A 21,215-nucleotide genomic window follows, 5' to 3' on the forward strand; every position below is an offset into this window, starting at 1 on the left:
GCACGCCCACTCCGTCAACAGCACCCTTTTTTTCAAATGAAGACAGACCGGAAGAATGATTTTCCAGACTTGAGGGGGGTGTTTCCTTCCGCTGAGGAGTTTGCCGCAGAGGCTGTGACTCATTCGGTTGTGCCTGTGTGGATCGAACTGATTGCCGATAGTGAAACCCCTCTTTCCGTTCTCTCGAAACTTGGCTCCGAGGAATCGTCCTTTCTTCTGGAATCTGCCGAGAAGAGCGATTTGGTGGGACGCTATTCCTTTGTCGGTTCCGGTGCCCGTGCGGTGATCTCCTCCCATGGAGAGACAATAACGCTGACCGATCGCAACGGTACGCGGTCCTGGAAGGCTCCAGATCCTCTTAAGGAACTCGAGACGCTGATGTCGGCATACAAGTGTGCGGTTCATCCGCAGCTGCCGGGATTCACCGGCGGAGCGGTCGGCTATCTCGGATACGAGGCCGTACGAAGATTCGAGCCCTCCGTTCCTGCTGCTTCACAAGATGATCTAGCGGTTCCCGAGATGCTTTTCATGATTGCCGACACCGTGGTGGCCTTTGACCACAAAGCAAGGAGGATCAAGGTGGTGGCGTGTGCCTTTCCAGGCGAACTCGGAGTCGAGGAATCTCGCCGCGAAGCCATGCAACGAATCTCCACACTCCTTGCAAAACTTGCCCTGCCGCTTGCGATGTCGCCCTTTCCCGCCGCGGGAGATGCGGAATGCCTGCCCGTTTCCAGCAATATGAGCAGGGAGGCTTTTGAAAAGTCGGTCGAGGACGCCAAGGAGTTCATCCGCGCAGGGGATATCTTTCAGATTGTCCTCTCTCAGCGCTTCGCGATCCCTTACGAGGGAGAGCCTCTTCATCTCTACAGGGCTCTCCGATTCATCAATCCCTCGCCCTACATGTTTTGCATGCGTCTGCCTGGTGGATTTTCGCTCGTGGGAAGTTCCCCGGAAATTCATGTCAAGGTTACGGACGGAAATGTTCAGATCCGACCCATCGCTGGGACACGCAAGCGCGGTGCCACGCCGGAAGCTGACGAAGCTCTCTGCCTCGAGCTACTTGAAGACCCCAAGGAGCGGGCCGAGCATCTCATGCTTGTCGATCTTGCCCGGAACGATGTCGGGCGCATCTCAGAATTTGGCAGCGTGTCTCTCACCGACTTCATGACAGTCGAGCGTTATAGTCATGTGATGCATATCGTCTCCAATGTGGTCGGCAAGCTCTCCGGAAACCATTCCCCATTGGATGTTCTGCGGGCTACTTTTCCTGCCGGTACAGTCAGCGGATCTCCGAAGGTGCGCGCCATGCAGATCATTGCGACGATGGAGCCGACTGCGCGCGGCAGTTATGCCGGGGCGGTGGGATACCTCGGATTCAATGGGGAGCTTGATTCCTGCATCGCCCTGAGGACTGTTCTGCTGAAAGAAGGCATTGCCTATGTCCAGGCCGGCGCCGGTATTGTGGCAGATTCGAAGGCTGCGGCCGAGTTCGATGAAACCGTCAATAAGGCGATGGGAGTCATCCGGGCTGTCGATCTGGCAACATCGACTCTTTCCAACCCCTCATAGTCATGATCCTTGTCATCGATAACTACGATTCCTTCACCTACAACCTTGTCCAGTACTTCGGGGAACTCGGTGCGGATCCCGTGGTTCGCCGCAACGACCAGATCACGATTTCGGAAATTGAAACACTCTCACCTGACCGGATCTGCATCTCTCCCGGTCCCTGCACCCCGAAGGAAGCCGGTATCAGTTCCGAGGTGATAAGGACTCTAGCGGGACGGTATCCTATTCTCGGAGTCTGCCTAGGGCACCAGTGCATGGGTGATGTCTATGGAGGTGAAGTGGTGAGAGCAGAACGCCTGATGCACGGCAAGACCTCCCCGATTCTTCACAACTCGAAGGATTTATTTGCCGGACTGCCAAATCCCTTCGAGGCAACCCGTTATCACAGCCTGCTCATACGCAGGGAGAGCTTTCCAGACTGTCTCGAGATCACGGCAGAGACCGCGGAAGGAGAAATCATGGGTCTTCGCCACAAGGAACTACCGCTCTGGGGGGTCCAGTTCCATCCCGAGTCAATCCTAACAACCCACGGCAAGGAGCTCCTGGCCAATTTCCTTAGACTGAAGATCTGAGGAATCTGGAGATGGATCTCCCGCAGAGGCGCAGAGGCGCTGAGGGAGAATGGAGCATAGGCTGTAAGAAGTCTCTTCAGGCCTTTCTTATCATCAGATATTCCCAATCAAGCGTGGTGGGCTTAATTCAGAAGCGCCCATCACACTAGGCTTGCGTGCCTCTTGGTTCCCCCATTGCTTCTCTCCGCCTCCGCGCCTCTGCGCCTCTGCGGGAGAATCTTTCTGGAGTAGTTCGTTAAAGATTTCAGCTACTTCCGTGGCGCAGGATTCTACTGTCACGCCGATTGCTCCCTCCGCTTCTAGGGATGTCATCATGACCCCGGGAAGACCGCACGGGGTGATATGACTGAAGGCGCTCAGATCGCCGCAGATATTGATCGCAAATCCATGCATCGAGACCCATCGCCGAACACCCACTCCAAGCGATGCGATCTTGCGATCACTCACCCAGACCCCGGTTTTTCCTTCAAGTCGTCCAGCAGTTATGCCGTGGCGCGAGAGGAGAGTGATGAGAACCTCTTCGAGAAATCTCAGGTAGGCATGCAGATCCCGATCAAAGAGACCCAGATCAAGCACGGGATAGCCTACCAACTGGCCTGGACCGTGATAGGTGGCCTGGCCACCCCGGTTTGTACGATGGATCGGGTAGGGGAGAGTGATTTCCTCTCTGAGGCTAGATTCATCACGTGTGCGCCCCATGGTGTAGACGGGCTCATGTTCCAGTAAAAGCAGATGGTCCGTGACACTTCCCTCTATCTTTTCCTGAACCAAGGATTCCTGAAGAGAGAGTCCCTCCTCATAGGAGAGCCTTCCAAGCCAGCTCGGTTCGATCCTCATGCCCATTTCCTATTTTCGCTTAGGTGATGTGGTCAGTCCTGCTAGAGCAGCCAGATTGGCCTTCGATACAGGTGAAGCAGCTGTCCGGAGATGGGTCAGACCAATCGCGATGGCATCAGCGGCATCACTGGGAGGCGTTTCCGTTAGGCCAAGAAGTGCCCGGATCATGAAGGCGACCTGCTCTTTAGCGGCGGCTCCCTTACCCACCACTGCCTGTTTCACGCGCTTGGGAGGGTATTCATGGACCGAGAGTCCCCGTTGGGCAGCAGCTAGAACAGCAACTCCACGTGCTGCACCCAGAATGATCGCCGTGGCGTAACTCTGGACGAAGATGACTTTCTCGATCGCCAGCGCCGTCGGTTGGTGTTTCTCGATCGCCACGCTCAGGGCCTCGTAGATGGCGACGAGGCATCCTTCCTGTGAAAGGGAGGGGTGATTCTTGATCACAGAGTATTCGAGACAACGGATCCGGGTTCCGATCTCTTCTAAAATCGCAAATCCGGTGCCGCGAAGGGATGGATCGACTGCTAAAATGCGCATGGTTTGTGATCTGCGATGAACTCAGCCTAAAATGTCCGCTTCAACTATCAAAAGAAGCACCCTGCGTGCAGGAAAGGGCAGTAGAATCTGCAGGGTTAACTTCAACGACCGCCCTGAGGCATGAAGCCACCCAAGGCTCCCGACCCTTCCCAACTTGCCGGCTTATTCCAAGGGATAGCGCTCACGGCTGAACTTTCGGGCGTCGTGATATCGGTACTTGGGGCTGTTGCGCATCCCGCAAGAAGCAGCGTGGAGAGAATCAGGAGAATCCCGAATCGGTTCATAGATTTGTCTTGTTGTCAGATGAATCGTCACCCGGGCCCGAGTAGATGACGGTGTCACCAGGTTGAACGCTCAGTCCGCCACGGACGCTGTTAACGACGATGTCGGCAATCGAGGTGGAGGGTTCTACGGAGGTGATACGCACTTTGCCGATCAACTGGGATCCGCGCTTGATAAGCATCTCGGCATTGTTCACCACGCCATTGCGGTCCCCGAGGCTCAGGACCACGAAATTCCAGGAGGGATTCACGGCCAGAATGCGTCCTTCCAGACCACTACGCATCGACTTACTGCGGCGCTGGGCTTCCCTTTCCTTAAGAGCAGCTAGTTGGCTCTCCTGATCCTTAAGTTTTGTCTGAAGGCTGGTGGTTAGGATATCCTTCTCTTCAATTTGCCTCTTGAGATCATCGGAAGGATCAACGGGTGGTTTGGCCGTGGAATTCACTTTCGCCTCCAAGTCGGTGATATGAGCATCCTTGGCAGCCATGTCAGTCTTTTGCTGGTCGATGGTGGCATCCCTGTCTGAAATTTGCTTCTGCACATCTGCAGCGTTACTCGAGGACTTTGCAATCTGTGCCTTAAGATCGGTATTTTCTGAGGCAAGCTTCTCTTGGTCGCTACTGAAGAGCGCGAGCTTTTCGGTTTTTTCCTTAGCGTCTGCTAGGGCGGTGGTCAGGCTCTTGTTTGCCTTCTCTGCTTGCTCTTTATAAGAATCGCCGGTGTTTTTGGCTTCAACAAGCTTGCTACGGTTCAGGTAACCTAAAGCTGCTGCAGCCAGAGAAAGAACCGCAGCCAGAATAAGTAGGATTTTTTGCATTAAGGGGGGACTAAGAGGAGCGAATACCATTAAGGGGTTTGAATTCATTTCTCAAGTAGCAAAAAGATGTTTCCATGATTGTTTTACCTTCTTCCTTGGAGTAGTTTGCACGCGTCAGGGGCTATGGATGAAAGACCGGCGAACCCCGCCAGGGCAGGAATGCAGCAACGGCAGCCAGCTCTCTCTTGCCGTAGTTCCCTGACACTTTTTTTCATTCAAGCCGTTTTAGGGGGGTATTCTTGCTTCCGCGGTAGAGAAAAACCGCTAGAACCAAGTAATGCGACACGGCCGTTTTGAGGAATCAATATCCACTCTCTTGAGGGACTACGGGGAATCCATCTCATTTGACTGGAGGCTTTACCGTCATGATATCCGGGGAAGTGTGGCTCATGCCCGTGCCCTCCTGAAAGCCGGTTTCCTGACGCAGGCCGAGTTTTCCTCCATCGAGCAGGGTCTGAATGCCATCGGTGAGGAGATTGCCGCCGGTAAGTTTGAGTTCTCCGTTGATCTGGAAGACATCCACATGAATATCGAGAAGGAGCTGACCAACCGCATCGGTGATGCGGGGGCCAAGCTTCATACGGCTCGCAGCCGTAATGATCAGGTGGCGACCGACCTGCGTCTGTATCTCCGTGACGAGATTACGGCCCTGCAATCGGGAGTTCGCACGCTTCAGACTGCCCTTGTCGGGCTGGCCTCGGCGAACGAGGAGGTTCTCATCCCTGGCTACACTCACCTGCAGCGCGCACAGCCCGTACCGCTGGCTCATCATCTCCTTGCCTATGTGGAGATGCTCAACCGTGATTATGGTCGTTTGGGAGATGTCGCTCTCCGTATGGATGAGCTTCCCTTGGGATCCGGAGCTTTGGCCGCATCCACCCTGCTTCTGGATCGTGAGGCTATTGCTAAAGAACTTGGTTTCTCACGTGTGACTCAGAACAGCCTCGATGGCGTCAGTGACCGTGATTTTGCTCTCGAACTGCTCTCGACTCTGGCCATCGCCGGAATGCATCTCTCACGCCTCTCCGAGGATGTGGTCCTCTGGACCACCACGGAATTCGGATTTGCCCGCCTGAGCGATCGACACTCCACAGGCTCCAGTTTGATGCCGCAGAAGAAGAATCCCGACATCGCCGAACTGACCCGTGGAAAAACAGGTCGACTCTACGGGAACCTCTTCCGTCTTCTGACGGTTCTCAAAGGACTTCCCATGGCCTACAACCGAGACCTTCAGGAAGACAAGGAAGCCGTCTTCGATTCCGTGGATACGGCCCGCATGGCTCTTGCGGTGACTGCCGAGATGATGGCCGCGCTCGTGATTAATCAGGAGGCCGCAACGAAGGCCGCAAGTGACCCCTCGCTCTTGGCCACCGATCTGGCCGATGAGTTGGTCCGCAAGAACGTCCCCTTCCGTACCGCCCACGATCTGGTGGGCAAGCTTGCCGCCGAATCGTCCAAGACCGGCATTCCCATCGACCAGTTGCCCGTGGAGGTGATCCGCGAGCATTGCCCGCAGCTTTTGGACGAATGGAAGTCGATCTTTGATCCGATTCGCTCCCTGAAGGCCCGTGCCGCCATCGGTGCTCCGTCACCTGCGAATGTCTCTGCCCGCCTTGCTCACTGGCGCCAAATCCTAAATTAGGGAAGATCCCAAGGGATGGAACTGAACAAGATCTTCTCCTTCCGCGAGCAGGAGGACAAAGCCCGTCCCTTCATGGATCACCTCGGTGATCTTCGGGTGACGATCATCCGGATTGCAGTGACGCTTGTAGTAGCCATGGTCGGGGCGTTTTTCTTCCGGGACCTCCTTGCCGCAGTGATCCAACGTCCACTCATCGCCGTCGACCCAGTTCGCGCAAACTCTCTTCAGTCACTGGGAGTGGCGGATTCGATGACCATTTCCCTTCAGCTTTCTTTTTATGCCGGACTGGTGATTTCCTTTCCGCTCATCACCTTCTTCCTCGCCCAGTTTCTCTTTCCTGCACTCAAACCCGCCGAGCGCAAGATCCTCCTCCCCGTGTCCGCCTTCGGCCTCTTCCTCTTCCTGGGGGGGATCTCCTTTGCCTACCTGGTGGTGCTACCCGGCACGCTCGATTTCTTCTTCAAGGATGCCAAGGCCATGCATTGGACGCCGACCTGGACCGTGCGAGAGTACTATTCTTTCACAACGCAGTTCCTCATCGCCTTCGGGGTCGCCTTTGAGATGCCGATGGTGGTCCTGGCCCTTGTGAAACTCGGGTTCCTCACCGCTGAGAAGCTCCGCAAGACGCGCTCCGCCGCCATCGTCACCATCTTCACTGTGGCGGCCTTCATCACGCCGTCACCGGATCTGGTGACTTATCTCCTGATGGGCGTCCCGATGGTCGTCCTCTACGAGTTGTGTATTCTGCTCGCTCGCTGGGTCGAACCCAAGGTGGAGGCAATTTCACAGGGATAAAGGAGATGGAGGGGATTAAGGCTTGAGTCATTTATGGATCTTTGATGGGAGATTACCCATCCCTTTCATCCCCTTTATCCCTGTGAGTCTTCCCTTTATTTTCTCTGCGCCTCCGCGCCTCTGCGGGAAAAACTCACAATCCCTGTAACGCAAAAGAGCCGTGCCCTATCGGACACGGCTCTCTGTGATTTGTTATCGAGGAAACCTCAGAGGTTCATCTTGATCCCTTGGCCCAGGCCTTGTGCCATCGCCGCGTGTTCGGCATCCGAGCAAGCGGCATTCAGCGGCACGTCGGTCTTCACCTCGTTAGCTGATACAAGGCCCTTCTCGAGAAGGTAGGACTCGACTTCCTCACCGCTGATGTCGGGCAGCATGACTCCGTTGATCTCCACGCAGGGGGAGAGCGACTGGCCGCTGCGCTGCTCCATCTCGAACCGGAAGGCCGGATTCTGGATGATGTCCTTCTCTGTGTAGGGAAGGGAGTACTTGTCCATGATGGCACGTACTCCTTTGCTCCAACCGCAGGAGGTCTTGAGGTAGGCAGTGATTGCTGGCTGTGACATGGTGTGGTTAGCGAAGGGTTACTTGCTGCCCTGACCGGGACGATACTCTTCCTCGGCTGCCATGAGGGCTGCACCGAAGCTGACCATATCCTCGCCGCTCTTGACGGACTCGAGGGCCTCGCTCTCCTTGCGGAGCGCTTCCTCGCTGTAGCCGGTTGCCTTGATGGAAAGGCCGAGACGACGCTCGGTCTTGTCGATCTTGATGACTCGGGCCTCGACTTCCTGGCCGACCTTGAGGACATCCTTGACCTTCTCGACACGATCCTCGGTGATCTGAGAGATGTGAACGAGTCCGTCGATGGCTCCGGGGAGCTCGATGAAGGCGCCGAAGTTGGCGATCTTGGAGACTGTTCCCTTGACGACATCGCCAACCTTGAACTTACCCTCGATCTCCTTCCATGGATCTGTCTCGAGCTGCTTGACACCGAGGCTGATACGCTGATTGGCCTTGTCGATGTCGATGACGACTGCATCCACCTCGTCGCCCTTCTTGAGGACTTCGCTCGGGTGGTTGATCTTCTTGTTCCAGCTCAGATCGGAGACGTGCACCATGCCGTCGATACCTTCCTCAAGCTCCACGAAGGCGCCGTAGGCGGTCATGTTGCGGACCTGGCCGCGAACCTGCTTGCCGATGACATAACGCTGCTCGATCTCATCCCAAGGATTCGGCTCAAGCTGACGGACGCCAAGGGAGATCTTCTGATCCTCCTTGTTGACTCCAAGAACCACGGCCTCGATGTCCTGACCAAGGGTGAGGACGTCTGAAGGACGGGTGATGCGCTTGGTCCAGGAGAGCTCCGAGACGTGGATGAGACCCTCGATGCCTTCTTCAATCTGAATGAAAGCGCCGTAAGGCATGAGATTGGTAACCTTGCCCTTGATCTTCTGGCCAATCGGGAAGCGCTCTTCGAGACGATCCCAAGGATTGGACTGAAGCTGCTTGAGGCCAAGGGAGATGCGCTCCTTGTCCTTGTTGATTTCCAGGACCACGACCGTGAGGCGGTCGCCGGGCTTGACTGCCTCGCTCGGGTGAGTGAGACGTGCCCAGGACATGTCGGTGATATGAAGGAGTCCGTCGATACCATCGAGATCGAGGAAGGCCCCGAAGTCGGTGATGTTCTTGACGGTACCCTCGACCTTGTCACCGGCACTCATGGTGCCGAGGAACTGCTGGCGGCGCTCACTGCGCTCGGCCTCGATCAGTTCACGACGGCTGAGGACGACGTTCTTGCGATCCTCGTTGAGCTTGACGATCTTGAAGTCGTAGGTATTGCCGACAAACTGGGTGAGATCCTTGGGAGGATTGATGTCCACCTGGGAAGCGGGGAGGAAAGCCTCGACGCCGACATTGACGATGAGACCGCCTTTAACGACCGATTTGACACGGCCCTTGATGATGCCCTCTGCCTCGAACAGTTTGACGATCTTCGACCAGTTCTGACGCTGGGAAGCTTTCAGTCGGGAGAGGATGACCATGCCGAGGTCGTTTTCGAGACGTTCGAGTAGTACCTCGACCTCGTCACCGACCTGGATCTCCTCGGGATTGTCGAATTCCGATGCGGAAACCACACCCTCGGACTTGTAGCCGATATCGATGAGGAATTCCTTGGGACGCTTCTCGAGAATGTGGCCCTTGACGATGCTGCCTTCGCGGTAGTTCTTAACCGAGGCTGCGATGAGTTGCTGAAGTTCAGCGATTGTTGTTGTCATGATGTATTGAATAACTTCTACGGAGAGATTGTTGCCAATCCGTCCTACCGCGACTCCTTTTAAGTGACGGCAGAAGAGCAGAAAATAGTAGCAATCCCTGCTTGCAGGGCAATGAATTTCTCTCACACTTTAGTTCTCCCTTTTTCGAGAATACCCGATCATGCCCGAACTTGTTGTACCCATTCCGCTCCATGCCCTCACTCTGGAGGATCTTGAGGAGAGCCTGACCGCGCTGGAGCAGCCTGCTTACCGTGCCAAGCAGATCATGGAGTGGGCGTATGAGAGGGAGAAGCGCGTCGAGTCATGGGAGGCCATGAAGAATCTCCCTGCGGTTCTGCGTTCGGCACTTGCCGAGAAACATCCTATCCGCCTACCCGAGGTGGTGACCGTGAGCGGTTCGGAGGATACGACGCGCAAATTCCTTCTTCGTCTCCACGACGGGGAGTTGATCGAAGCAGTGCTGATCCCTGCATCGCCAGCACTCTATGGAGAGGAATCCGACCGACGAACCCTCTGCGTTTCGTCCCAGGTCGGATGCGCTTATGGTTGCAAGTTCTGCGCCAGCGGCCTGGACGGATGGAAGCGCCACCTGTCAGTTGACGAGATCGTCTCCCAAGTTTTGCTCGCGGAGAAGATCTCCGGAGAGCGAATCAATAATCTTGTCTTCATGGGAATGGGGGAACCGATGGCCAATTACAAGAACTGGCTCAAGGCTGTCTCCATCCTGAACGCTCCTTGGGGAGGGGGTCTTGGTGCACGCAAGATGACCGTCTCCACCAGCGGTCTTGTTCCTCAAATCCGAGAACTTGCGGATCAGCCTCTCCAGATAAGACTGGCCATCTCACTGCACGGGGCGAGCGATTCTGTCCGTAGCGAAATCATGCCGGTGAATCAGAAATACCCGGTCGCCGAGTTGATGGAGGCCTGCGCCTACTATAGCGAGCGCAAGAAACAGATGATCACCTTTGAGTACATCCTGATCGAAGGAGTCAATGACTCTCCCTCCGAGGCCAAGCTCCTTGCCGAGAGGGCGAGGGGTCTCCGTGCCAAGATCAATCTCATCCCCTACAACACCGTCGAGGGTCTACCTTGGAAACGCCCCTCCGAGCCAGTTCAGGAAGAGTTCCTTTCTATCCTGCGCAATCGAGGAATTGCCGCTACCATTCGCCGGGAAAAGGGGCACGATATCGACGCTGCTTGCGGGCAGCTCCGCCGGCGAATCTCGGCGGAAATTGAGTCCTCTAACTCCGCGGCTTGACTTGGCTTGATGAACAACTCGATTTCTACATCTTCAGTTAGTAGCACTGGCGCGAATCGGAGAACGATCATTATCGGCGACGTGCACGGTTGCGCTTCGGAGTTGGAGACGCTTCTCAAAACCGCAGAAGTTACCAAAGAGGATGATCTCATCACTGTAGGCGATCTGATCTGTAAGGGCCCGGACAGTCGTTCGGTCATGCAGTGGGCGATGAGCACTCCCAACCTGCGCTGTGTCCTTGGAAATCACGAAGCACGGTTGCTGGGCCGATGGATTGCCGGAGAGGTGCCTAAACCGAGCTCTTCTGATGAGCAGACCATCCGTCAGATCGGAGACTGCTTTGAAAAATCGATGAGTTTTATCGAGTCCTGGCCACTCTACCTGAAGGGTGATGGATTTCTCGTGGTTCATGCCGGCATCGATCCTCGGATTCCCAAGCTGGCAGAGCAGTCGAGGCAAGATCTTCTGAATATACGGATTCCCGAGGGGATGGATATTCCCTGGTATAAGGCCTACACGAAGGAGCGGCTCATCGTCTTTGGCCACTGGGCCAAGCGTGATCCGATGATTCGTTCGAATGCCATCGGTCTCGACACCGGCTGTGTCTACGGGGGAGCCCTCACAGCACTCATTCTCCCCGAGAGACGGCTGATCAGCGTCCCGGCAGCATAGGAATACTAAAAGCACGACGTATGGAAGTAATCGAGGCTATCGATCAGGAATCCCACCACCCGATTCCTCTGAGCGGATTTCTTGGTGGCGTCTTCCTTACCCAGTTGGTCGATAGCGCCCTGCATCTGGCACAGCCTCTACTGCTGGCGAAGCTTTCCGGTTCACTCGGCGGCGCGGCTTTTTTCTCCGCCTTTGATACGGGGATTCACATGGCCGGTACTTATATCGGAGGCTGGCCCACGGAGAAATTCGGAGCCCGACGTGTGCTTGTGGTCGCTACCTTCCTGAGGGCCGTTGCTTTGGCCGGAGTACCCATTTCCATGCTCTGCGGTTTTCTGAGTCTCTGGTGGGCGATGGGTTGCTACACATTGGAGGCCTTGATCAGGGGCTTTGTTGACACATCAGTCCACACGGTTCCGCTTGAACTTGCACAGCATCGTGCCGAGCAACTCGACAGGATCAATTCACGCTACGAACTCGCCTTTGATATCGGTGGAGTCGCTGGGCCGCTTATTCTTGGCGGGTTGATGATATGGGGAGGGAAGATCGTTCCCCACATCATGATACCGGTCGGCTTTGTTCTCTCCTCAGTGACCTACTTCTTCATTCCTAAGAAAACCGGAGGTATGAGCAAAGGAGCGGTCCATCACTCCCACGGAGGTTCTTGGGCTGGGATCAAATATATCTTCACCCGCCGACCGCTCCTGATCACCTGCATCGGCCTGATGTCGTTCAATATCTACCCGCTGCGCAAGCTCCTGAGCGCGTTCTTTGCCAAGGGGCTCCTTCATAAGTCAGCTTCTGTTGGGCAAATCGGCGCTGCCTTTGCCCTCGGCGGTGCCGTTGGAGCACTGATTTATGCAGTCACAAAGCATAAAAACTCCGGAGGGAAGTGGGTCGCTCTGGGGGCTGTCGGAACATTCATCCTGGCCATCGGTTGGGTGCCTGGAAATCTCTGGGTTATGACAGTGGCGGTGTTCCTTTTTGCCTTGGCCAATGTCTGCGCCCGCTTGACTCTGACCAAGAAACGTCAGGAACTTACTCCGCTTGAACATGCTGGCGGTGTTACCTCCGCTTCCCAGTTCGGTGTGAATGCGGTTTCAGTTGTCATCAAGACCATTGTTGGCGCGGCCTTCTCTGCCGGTTTGGGAGCCTTCGGAGCATTTGCCGTGGTGGGAGGTATCCTCGGACTCATGGGAGCGGGTCAGTTTGTACTTTCTAGGCACATGCCGAAACTCAGGGAGTCTTCTCCTGCCCATTTATAACTTCTCTGCCTGCATAGGGAAAAAGCCATTCCCCCTCCGACTCTTCTCGGGTAAGGTTTTTCCTCATCACATTTCATTTCGAATTTATGAGCACCATCAACAACCCACTACAGGATCAAGTTGCCATTGTCACCGGAGCCGGACGCGGTATCGGTGAATCCATTGCCCGTTATTTTGTCGAGGCGGGTGCCAAGGTGGCAGTCGTAAGCCGCAGCGAGGAAAACTCGTCCAAGGTCGCGGCTGCGCTAGAAGCAATCCGTCCCGGATCTGCACGCGCCTATGCTGTCGATGTAGCCGATTTCGATGCCGTCCAGAAGGTCGGAGAGCAGATTGTAGCTGACTTTGGGCGAGCTGACATTCTGGTGAACAACGCCGGAATCACCCGGGACAATCTCCTCATGCGCATGTCCTCTGAGGAATGGGATGCCGTCCTCGACACCAACCTCAAGGGAGCCTTCAACTTCGTCCGCTCAGTTCTGCGCACCATGATTAAGCAGCGCTCCGGACGCATCATCAACATCAGCTCCGTCAGTGGCCTCATGGGCCTTGCGGGTCAGACAAATTACGCCGCCAGCAAGGCCGGCATGATCGGCCTTACTAAGGCTCTCGCGAAGGAAGTCGCCAGCCGTGGTATCACGGTCAATGTGGTGGCCCCTGGATTTATCGAGACCGACATGACAGCAGTCCTGAACGAGGAGATCCGCAAGGGAGCCCTAGCGCAGATTCCTCTTTCCCGTTTCGGCCAGCCCGAGGATATCGCCTCCACGGTCGCTTTCCTCTGTAGCCCCGCTGCCGGGTACATCACTGGTCAGGTCCTGGCGGTAGACGGCGGTATGTCGATGTAGGGAAAGGATGAATTATGAATGATGAGGGATGAAAAAGGCGTCTGCGTTCAGACTTTTTCTCCCAGTTTCATACTTCATCATTCTGACTTCATAATTTTCTCCTAATGCTTCTCCACCTTCTCCGCCACGCCGAGGCTGAGCCTCATCGTCTCGATGATTTTTCCCGATCTCTTACGGAAAAAGGATTCAAGCAGGCGCGCCGGATTGGTTGCTTCATGAAAGAGCAGTGCCTCAGACCGGAGATCATCCTCACCAGTCCCGTTGTTCGTGCACGAGAGACGGCGGAGATTGTTGCAAAGCTTTTGGGGAAACCGCCTCTCACTGAAGTTGCATGGGCCGCTTGCGGGATGAATCCCGAGGTGGCCCTGGCCGAGCTATCAGGCTATGCAAAGCTTGATTCAGTCATGATTGTGGGGCACGAACCGGATTTAAGTTCGCTGAGTGCCTCGCTGATCGGGATGGAACGGAGTGAGTCTATTCAGGTTGCTAAGGCCTCTCTTCTAGGGGTGAACCTACCTCGTCTCCAGTTTGGATCTGGGATCCTGCAGTATCTCCTGCCCGTGAAGTTTTTATAAAATCACTCCCATGAAAACACTCCTTCTCACCAACGAATATCCTCCACATATCTACGGGGGTGCGGGCGTTCATGTCGATTATCTGAGCCGTGAGTTGGCCAAGCTCATGGAGGTGGAGGTGCGCTGTTTCGGTGATCAGGATGAGAAGATCGGAAGCATCGAGGTCAGGGGGTTCGGCCTTGGCACTCCCGAGATGACCTGCCCCAAGCCGCTTCAGAGCCCACTGGGCGCATCACGTCGGTGTGTCGATTTCAACGGCGCCGGGATCACTGCTGACCTTGTCCACTGCCACACATGGTACACCCACCTTGGCGGTATCATGGCGAAGCTCAACTACGGCATTCCCCTCGTCATTACGGTTCACTCCCTCGAGCCTCTGCGCCCCTGGAAGCGCGAACAGCTTGGAGGCGGTTATGACTTCAGCCTCTGGGTGGAAAAAACAGCCCTTGAGATGGCTGATGCTGTGATTGCCGTCTCGGAAGAGACCAAGAAGGATATCCTCTCCCTCTTCAATGTCAGCGAAGAGCGCCTCAGTGTGATCCATAATGGCATCGACCTGAGCGAGTATCGCTCGACAAAAAATCCCGAGGTTCTCCGATCGCTTGGCGTGGATCCCGATCGCCCGTATGTCCTCTTTGTTGGCCGTATCACACGTCAGAAGGGGATCATTCATCTGGTCCGTGCGATCCGTCATCTGGATCCCGGTTTTCAGGTGCTGCTCTGCGCCGGCGCCCCTGACACGCCCGAGATCGCAGCGGAGATGCAGCAGGCGATTGCCTCAGCACGGGAGCATCATGGTGAGATTGTCTGGATCGAGAAGATGGTGACTCGTCCCGAGGCGATTGTTCTCTACTCAAGCGCTTCTGTTTTTGTCTGCCCCTCGATCTACGAACCATTCGGCATCATCAATCTCGAAGCCATGGCCTGTGGCACGCCCGTCGTCGCCAGTGCCGTCGGAGGCATCAAGGAGGTGGTCGTGGATGGTGAGACTGGTTTCCTTATACCCCTTGAGCAGATGAAAGAGAGCCCCTTCGAGGCGACTGATCCTGCAGCCTTTGCCTCAGACCTTGCCTCCAAGATCAATCTCTTGATGGCCAATCCCGAGCTTGCTTCGCGAATGGGGACCGCCGGGCGGAAGCGCGCCGAGGAGTTCTTCGGATGGGATGCGATTGCCAGCAAAACTGAGCGACTTTACGACAAGCTTCTGCAAAGGTAGCCGAATGTTCATTGATCGAGTAAGGGTGCATGCGAAGGCTGGCGACGGAGGCGATGGTTCCGCCAGCTTCCGTCGTGAAAAGTTCATCCCTAAGGGTGGGCCGGACGGTGGTGATGGCGGCGATGGAGGGGATGTCATTCTCCGTGCCGACAACCATATCGATCAGTTGGCCAATCTCTTCTTCGAGCCGATCCTAAAAGCCAAACCGGGGGGCAAGGGCTCCTATCGCCAACGCCATGGCAAGTCGGCACCCGATCTCGTGGTGCCTGTTCCCGTCGGCACCTTGATCTACCGGTTTCCGACACCAGCTCCTCACGATCCCTTTGCCGAGCCTGAGTTGATTGATGGGGAAGAGCTTCCCTCCGATCAGCCTCGTGCCAAGAAAGGCCTCGCCGATCCAATGCCCGAGGATCTGGTCGCTGACCTGGACGAAGTGGGCAAGGAATTCATCATCTGTCACGGAGGAAAAGGAGGACGTGGCAATATCCACTTCAAGAGTTCACGCAATCAGGCTCCCAGGCGTTTCACCGAAGGAACAGAAGGTGATGAAAGTTGGTTCCTTCTCGAGATGCGCTCCATCGCCTTTGCCGGTCTGGTCGGTTATCCGAACGCAGGCAAGTCGACTCTTCTGCGTGCGATCTCCCGCGCTCATCCGAAGGTCGGTTCGTATGCCTTCACCACGCGTAACCCGCAGGTTGGAGTTGTTGACCTTGAGGATTATCACAAGACAACCGTTGCCGACATTCCCGGATTGATCGAGGGAGCCCATGAGAACAGGGGCTTGGGCCATCAATTCCTGCGTCATGTCATGCGCTGCGCCTATCTACTCATGGTGCTGGATATGGCTGGATCCGAGGGACGCAGCCCCTTGGATGATCTGAATGCTCTTCGCAAGGAACTGGAACTCTACAATCCTGAACTGGCGGAACGTCCCTGGTGCATCGTGGCCAACAAGATGGACATGCCCGAAGCCGCAGCCAACCTGAAGCTCTTCAAAAAGAAATTCAAGGGTGTCACTATCATCCCGATTTGCGCCGAACTGGGTGAGGGGATCCCTGAGTTGAAAGCCTTTCTCCAGGAAAAGGTCGTAGAACAGGAGGCAAGTCTTGCCGAAGCTAAGGCTACCAAGCTGAAGGAAGAAGGGGGCAACCCTCCCTTGGTCTATTAAGACGGTTTTCCTTACTGGGGATCCTTAGCAAGGGATCTGTCTAAACTAGTCACCTATCCCGTCAAAACCTGTACGGCTTTAAATACTAGGTAGCTTTAAGTGGTTATGCGTGTGCAGAAAAGGTTTGTGTAGGCCTTTCCATGGTATGTTTTGACCAACTCTTCATCGGCCGACAACTCGACAAGTTGTCCTTTTAGATTAATGTAAGAAATTAGAAATTCATGACCTCGCAGAGTGCTCAGGAACTCCAGTGGGTCTTTTCCTGCAGCACGAAGGCCTTCCGGCCAGAATTCAATCATCAGGGTGATTGCTTTCTTTCTTTTAAGGATATCCATACAACCCGCAATGACGTCCGCCTCGAAGCCCTGAACATCAATTTTGATGACATCGGGCAGAGGAAGGTCCTTTTCAATAAAAAGCTCGTCCAGGGTGACACACGCAACAGTGATGGAATTCCATTCGTCATTGTCATCCTGCTGGGCGGAATCTGCCAACCTGTTGTCACCACAATTGCTACTGGAAACATAAAAGGTGGAGGATCCGCTTTTAGAAGAGGCGGCTAATTGGAATAGATGATACTTAGGGCCGGGATTTGACTGGGAAGTCTTCTGCAGCAGGGCTTGATTTTTAGGTTCAGGTTCCAAGGCAATGATCGTTCCTTTCGCACCAACAAGAGAGGCAGCTAATGCGCTGAAATAGCCGATATTTGCTCCCACATCCAAAAATGTCATGCCTGGCTGCAGCAGTTTTTTAAAAATGATCGTTTCAGGAACTTCAAAAAGCCCGAGTAGTAACAGGGCGTTAAGAACGGCGTCGTTTTTATTCAGATGAAGCGAGATGTTCTCAATGGACAATCTGCTTGGAGAAAGAAATCTGATGATGCTGTAGACAAGCTTTTGAAGCAGGGCACTTCGGAGAACTAATTTGTAGGAGCATTCAGCCAAACGTAACGCCTTGGTTCGGACTGCTATACTGAAAGAGTCAGTGAGATTTAACTCTGTGGTTGGCATAAAGGTGGCTTGAGGCGCGGGACGATGGGACTGTGAAATTCAAGATCTACTAGTTTTTGTGAGAGGATTTCTTCGGATTCTGTTGTTTGGAAGAGGCATCCTGTATTGATTTCATGAGTCTCTGCTCGAGATGAGAGGACTCAGGCGATAAAGCGTCCTGGTCCGCCTTGAGAGCCTGCTGGAAGGCTGGATCCTGTGACACCTGTTGGAAGATCTGCTCACGGCTGATTTGCTGAAGTGCGGTGTTTCCCCCGAGCTGAATTGCACGATGCAGGTTGGTGAACGCCGCTTCCCGCTGCCCCGTGATGAGATCGTATTTTGCAATGGTGAATGGGATATCCCACTGGTCGGGTTGCGCTTTCTCGAGAACTTTTGCAACTTCCAGCGCCTGAGGAATGCGTCCCTGGGTGGCATAGAAGTTGATCATGTCCCTGAGGAATGAGATGTCTTTGGGCGTCGCTGCGATGGCATTGGAGATGGTCGCGTCGACATCGCCCATGCGTCCCAGAATCATGAGGCTTTGAAGGACCGGCGCCAGTGCCTGCCTGTTGGTTGGGTTGACCTGTAGTGCTGCGAGTTGCATCGGGAGATCCTTGGAAGCCTTCAGTCTAGCTTCCGTGGCCACGGTCAGGCGCTGAAGCACTTTGCTGTTGGGATCCATCGGTAGGAACCCCGCCACGAGATCTCGGGCATCCAGGAAACGTCCCTCCTGCCAGAGCAGATTGACGAGATTGCTGGTGGTCTCGGTATTCGCCGGCCAGAGCGAGAGAGCCTGTCTGTAAGCACGCTCCGCTTCCGAACGCATGTTGCGGAAGGCATAGATGTTGCCGCCGGTATTGCGCAGTTTGGCAAAGGAGTGAAGGGCCAGATCGTCATTGCGGAAACCGGGTACGGAATCGAGTTTCTTGATGTAATCATCCCACCAAGCCAGATCCTTCTCAGCAGTTCCGGGAGGCAGGGCGTCCATTTTGTCATGGGCGATCTCGTAGCAAAGCCCGTGCGGGATGGCGTAAGGATAGGACCATTGCATGGGGAAGCTCTCCTCCACATAGAAATGCCGGGGAGTCCCGTCTTTCTTGTCACGGTTGCGCAGGAAGATCCATTCGGCCACAGCCGAGTTCAGCGCGACAGGATCGCTCTGAGGGTTAGGCATTGCCTGGGGATTTTTCTGGTACTGATTCATCAGCACCTCGAAGAGGGCCATGATATCCTCCCGATGGGGAAGGGTTAGGGTCTCATTCGGATAGGTGTGATCGCGGCCAAGAAGCTTCTCGAACCACCCAAAGGTTGTCGGGCGCTCCGTGGTGTAGTGGGAGCGGATGTAACGATTGTAGAAGGTGTCGGCCAGGGCGTTCTGAGTCACGATGTAGAGATCCCGACGGTCGAAGTTCGGATCCCGCTTCGTTTTTTCGAAGCTTTCGCCAAAGACCATGTAGGTTGGCACAAAACGGCCGGGGTCGGTCCCACCGAAAACAAAGCTATCCTTCGGCAGGTCGACGAGCATGTCGTGCCCGTACATCCATCCGAACCAGTGACCATGCTGGTCGCTTTTGGGATAGCAGAGGACCAGGGTGTAGAGCGCTGTAGCTGTTGCCAAAGCAGGTATAATCCATCGATTAATGCGCTCCCATCTCCGAGATTGAGCAATTACTGCAGCGGCGCCAAGTCCTGCGATTAGGAGAAAAAATCCGTAGCAAAGACCCTGCCAAGGTTTCTGAGAACCCCATCCTGCATTATCATAACCCAAAGGAAATGAAATGGGCTGCAAAAATGCGGAAAGGCAAAATCCGATGACCAAAAGATAAAACCAGATTCTCTGTTCGCGTGAAAGTCGCCAGAAAAGGAGAAAAGCTGCAAAAACGCCCAAAATGGGCAGTGGTGAAATGTTCTGTACCAGCACTGCCCAGAAAATTTTGCAGAATCCTCCAAAAGACTGAAGAGTCGTCTCTTCATCTGGTGACTTGGGGCCCTTTTGTTTTTCCGCCGGGGGCATGCCAACCACCCTCCCGATGCATGCTTGGAGTTGATCGACCAGGGTTCCCCCATATTGAGATCTATTGATCGCATAGAAGAATCCTTCCTTCGTGCTCGTGTAACTCCAGTTCATGGGTGGGTTCGTGGAGGAGGCGAAGGGCATGTAGAGATACGGAAGCAAACCCGCTACGACAGCGATGGGAATGAGCAAGCCGAGACGCCACTCGGTAAGCTTTCGACGTATGAGAACGAGGAGCAATAAGGCGGCCCAAGCAATATAAAATAACCTCACAGAAGTTTTCCAGACATCCGGCAACTGGGAAAGATTCGCAAACCCCATATAGAGCCCGCTGGCGACGATCAGACTGTAAACAGTGTATTCCCAGAACAGATTTGCGTGGAGCAGCAGAATGACCAGCAATGGCAGTATGGCCATTGCCAAAGTCATGTGGTGATTGCTCATGCCGAGCGAGAAGATAAAAATGACCCAGACAAATGCATTTTTCCAATGCGGACGTCTGATCCAGACATAACAGATCATGATGAAAATCATCATCATGCAGATATGAAGAGCGTAGAGACCCTTGCCGATCACCGCTTGAGACCAAACAGGAGTACACCAGATGAAGGTGAGTGTGACGGCGCCTGATAGAATCGTGGCAGGCTTCTTTGCTACCCCCAGCCAGCGGGTGGCGCTTAGAGATATGAGAGAGAAGAGGGCAGCTGCTATGGCCGAGCAGAGCCCGGAGAAAAGATTGATCTTCCAGGATCCATTGCCAAAGGGGAGAAGGTGGCTGAAGAGTCCTGCCAGGATCGTCCAGAGAGGGTAGCCTGATGGGTGCATGACCCCGAAGTGCAGGGCCGCCGTGGCCATCTCGCCATCGTCGTTGAGGCCGATGTTCGGCATCACGGTCGCCCAATATGTAACCAGAGCGATCAGGAAGGCGATCAGCGAGTTCCACCGTTCGTAGGAGTCGAAAACGTGGAAGGGATGAACTCGTTCTTCTACCGAGACGGCAGATTCAGGAATGGAGGAAGGCGTAATGTCCGTAGAGCTCATTGGGGTAGATGTAAAAAGAGAGTTTGTTCGGGGGATTGAAGCAGGAGCGAATCTCAGGATTGCTTGGCGCGGGGGGATCTGCGAAATCCGCTGTTAATCAGGAGGCCCCAGACCATGAGGAGTGCTTCCACAACGATCTTCTTGGACATCTTGGAGACCCCTTCGATGCGATCTGCGAAGATGATGGGAACCTCGGTAACCTTGAAATCCCGCATCCAGGTTCGGTGATTCATCTCGATCTGGAAGCCGTAGCCGTTCGATTTCACGGAGGGAAGGTCGATTGCTTCCAGGGTCTTGCGGCGCCAGCACTTGAAGCCCCCGGTGGGATCCCAGACCGGAAGTCCTGTGATCCATTTGACGTAGTAAGAGGCCCCTACGCTGAGCACAAGTCGCTTGAGGGGCCAATTGATGACGCGGATCCCGCCTGCGTATCGGGAACCGATGGCCAGGTCTGCGCCCGTTGTCCGGATACCTTGCAGGAGTTTCGGTACATCCTCAGGGCTGTGTGAAAAATCCGCATCCATCTGGATGACAAAGTCGTAGCCGTGCTCGAGAGCCCATTGGAATCCCGCCACGTAGGCGCGACCCAAGCCGTTTTTAGCGGTGCGAGAGAGGAGGTGCAGGCGCGGATCGCGTATTGCGGTCTCCGCTACCCATTGTCCTGTGCCATCCGGTGATCCATCATCGACAACCAAGATCTCGACAGGCTCAGGTAACGCAAAGAGACGCTCGACCAGATTTGGGAGGTTCTCTCTCTCGTTATAGGTGGGGACGACGACAAGTGTACGTTCGGACATGGTTACGATAGAAGAGTGGTTAAATTAGCCTCTCTTCCCATCGCGTCG

20 protein-coding genes and 1 other RNA gene are annotated in these 21,215 nt (G+C 54.8%); 12 read left to right on the plus strand and 9 right to left on the minus strand.

The annotated features are described in order from the left end of the window. Window positions 1-36: 36 nt before the first annotated feature. Complete coding sequence (gene trpE / locus K8R57_03220) at window positions 37-1,569, plus strand: anthranilate synthase component I (protein MCE9587307.1); 1,533 nt, start codon at window positions 37-39, stop codon at window positions 1,567-1,569. Between the two features lie 2 nt (window positions 1,570-1,571). Then, window positions 1,572-2,141 (plus strand): aminodeoxychorismate/anthranilate synthase component II, encoded by a 570-nt coding sequence (locus tag K8R57_03225; GenBank protein MCE9587308.1) that lies wholly within the window; start codon window positions 1,572-1,574, stop codon window positions 2,139-2,141. 93 nt (window positions 2,142-2,234) lie between these two features. On the opposite strand, the gene lipB is transcribed toward K8R57_03225, so the two are convergent. The 4 genes from lipB to K8R57_03245 form a co-directional block, all read right to left on the minus strand. After that, on the minus strand, window positions 2,235-2,984 hold the full coding sequence (gene lipB / locus K8R57_03230) for a lipoyl(octanoyl) transferase LipB (protein MCE9587309.1): 750 nt from the start codon (window positions 2,982-2,984) through the stop codon (window positions 2,235-2,237). A gap of 3 nt (window positions 2,985-2,987) precedes the next feature. Beyond that, complete coding sequence (gene ruvC, locus K8R57_03235) at window positions 2,988-3,518, minus strand: crossover junction endodeoxyribonuclease RuvC (GenBank protein ID MCE9587310.1); 531 nt, start codon at window positions 3,516-3,518, stop codon at window positions 2,988-2,990. A 101-nt stretch (window positions 3,519-3,619) separates the two neighbouring features. Then, window positions 3,620-3,802 carry a hypothetical protein gene (locus K8R57_03240; protein MCE9587311.1) on the minus strand — a complete coding sequence of 61 codons (183 nt, stop codon included), beginning with the start codon at window positions 3,800-3,802 and terminating at the stop codon, window positions 3,620-3,622. Continuing rightward, window positions 3,799-4,617 (minus strand): hypothetical protein, encoded by an 819-nt coding sequence (locus K8R57_03245; protein MCE9587312.1) that lies wholly within the window; start codon window positions 4,615-4,617, stop codon window positions 3,799-3,801. Before K8R57_03245 ends, K8R57_03240 begins: the two co-directional genes overlap by 4 nt. Before the next feature lie 112 nt (window positions 4,618-4,729). Here K8R57_03245 and ffs point away from each other — a divergent pair. The 3 genes from ffs (at window position 4,730) to tatC (ending at window position 7,054) form a co-directional block, all read left to right on the plus strand. After that, window positions 4,730-4,824, plus strand: an RNA gene (ffs, locus tag K8R57_03250) — signal recognition particle sRNA small type. Between the two features lie 70 nt (window positions 4,825-4,894). Then, window positions 4,895-6,259, plus strand: coding sequence for an argininosuccinate lyase (gene argH / locus K8R57_03255; GenBank protein MCE9587313.1), 1,365 nt, complete (start codon window positions 4,895-4,897; stop codon window positions 6,257-6,259). A gap of 15 nt (window positions 6,260-6,274) precedes the next feature. After that, window positions 6,275-7,054 carry a twin-arginine translocase subunit TatC gene (gene tatC / locus K8R57_03260; GenBank protein ID MCE9587314.1) on the plus strand — a complete coding sequence of 260 codons (780 nt, stop codon included), beginning with the start codon at window positions 6,275-6,277 and terminating at the stop codon, window positions 7,052-7,054. A 206-nt stretch (window positions 7,055-7,260) separates the two neighbouring features. On the opposite strand, the gene K8R57_03265 is transcribed toward tatC, so the two are convergent. Beyond that, on the minus strand, window positions 7,261-7,617 hold the full coding sequence (locus K8R57_03265; protein MCE9587315.1) for a glutaredoxin: 357 nt from the start codon (window positions 7,615-7,617) through the stop codon (window positions 7,261-7,263). Between the two features lie 18 nt (window positions 7,618-7,635). Continuing rightward, window positions 7,636-9,327 carry a 30S ribosomal protein S1 gene (locus tag K8R57_03270; GenBank protein MCE9587316.1) on the minus strand — a complete coding sequence of 564 codons (1,692 nt, stop codon included), beginning with the start codon at window positions 9,325-9,327 and terminating at the stop codon, window positions 7,636-7,638. Window positions 9,328-9,487: 160 nt separating this feature from the next. On the opposite strand from K8R57_03270, the gene rlmN reads away from it, so the two are divergent. From rlmN to obgE, 7 genes are all read left to right on the plus strand, one after another. Further along, window positions 9,488-10,585, plus strand: a complete 1,098-nt coding sequence (rlmN, locus tag K8R57_03275) for a 23S rRNA (adenine(2503)-C(2))-methyltransferase RlmN (protein MCE9587317.1) — start codon at window positions 9,488-9,490, stop codon at window positions 10,583-10,585. Window positions 10,586-10,594: 9 nt separating this feature from the next. Then, window positions 10,595-11,257, plus strand: coding sequence for a metallophosphoesterase (locus K8R57_03280; GenBank protein MCE9587318.1), 663 nt, complete (start codon window positions 10,595-10,597; stop codon window positions 11,255-11,257). Between the two features lie 20 nt (window positions 11,258-11,277). Further along, entirely contained in the window at window positions 11,278-12,522 is a 1,245-nt protein-coding gene (locus K8R57_03285; GenBank protein MCE9587319.1) for an MFS transporter, read from the plus strand. 86 nt (window positions 12,523-12,608) lie between these two features. Then, complete coding sequence (gene fabG / locus K8R57_03290) at window positions 12,609-13,367, plus strand: 3-oxoacyl-[acyl-carrier-protein] reductase (protein ID MCE9587320.1); 759 nt, start codon at window positions 12,609-12,611, stop codon at window positions 13,365-13,367. A 104-nt stretch (window positions 13,368-13,471) separates the two neighbouring features. Then, window positions 13,472-13,942 (plus strand): phosphohistidine phosphatase SixA, encoded by a 471-nt coding sequence (sixA, locus tag K8R57_03295; GenBank protein ID MCE9587321.1) that lies wholly within the window; start codon window positions 13,472-13,474, stop codon window positions 13,940-13,942. 10 nt (window positions 13,943-13,952) lie between these two features. Beyond that, window positions 13,953-15,158 (plus strand): glycogen synthase, encoded by a 1,206-nt coding sequence (gene glgA, locus K8R57_03300; protein ID MCE9587322.1) that lies wholly within the window; start codon window positions 13,953-13,955, stop codon window positions 15,156-15,158. Between the two features lie 4 nt (window positions 15,159-15,162). Further along, window positions 15,163-16,326: a GTPase ObgE gene (obgE, locus tag K8R57_03305; protein MCE9587323.1), complete on the plus strand. Its 1,164-nt coding sequence runs from the start codon at window positions 15,163-15,165 to the stop codon at window positions 16,324-16,326. A 95-nt stretch (window positions 16,327-16,421) separates the two neighbouring features. Here the strand turns inward: obgE and K8R57_03310 are convergent, their stop codons facing one another. Genes K8R57_03310 through K8R57_03320 form a run of 3 tightly spaced genes read right to left on the minus strand, consistent with a single transcriptional unit; the run spans window position 16,422 to window position 21,167 of the window. Continuing rightward, complete coding sequence (locus K8R57_03310) at window positions 16,422-17,336, minus strand: FkbM family methyltransferase (GenBank protein ID MCE9587324.1); 915 nt, start codon at window positions 17,334-17,336, stop codon at window positions 16,422-16,424. A 49-nt stretch (window positions 17,337-17,385) separates the two neighbouring features. Next, entirely contained in the window at window positions 17,386-20,370 is a 2,985-nt protein-coding gene (locus K8R57_03315) for a DUF2723 domain-containing protein (GenBank protein ID MCE9587325.1), read from the minus strand. 53 nt (window positions 20,371-20,423) lie between these two features. Continuing rightward, window positions 20,424-21,167 carry a polyprenol monophosphomannose synthase gene (locus K8R57_03320; GenBank protein MCE9587326.1) on the minus strand — a complete coding sequence of 248 codons (744 nt, stop codon included), beginning with the start codon at window positions 21,165-21,167 and terminating at the stop codon, window positions 20,424-20,426. Window positions 21,168-21,215 lie beyond the last annotated feature (48 nt).

It is taken from the genome of Verrucomicrobiota bacterium (assembly GCA_021413925.1).
GTDB lineage: Bacteria > Verrucomicrobiota > Verrucomicrobiia > Chthoniobacterales > UBA6821 > UBA6821.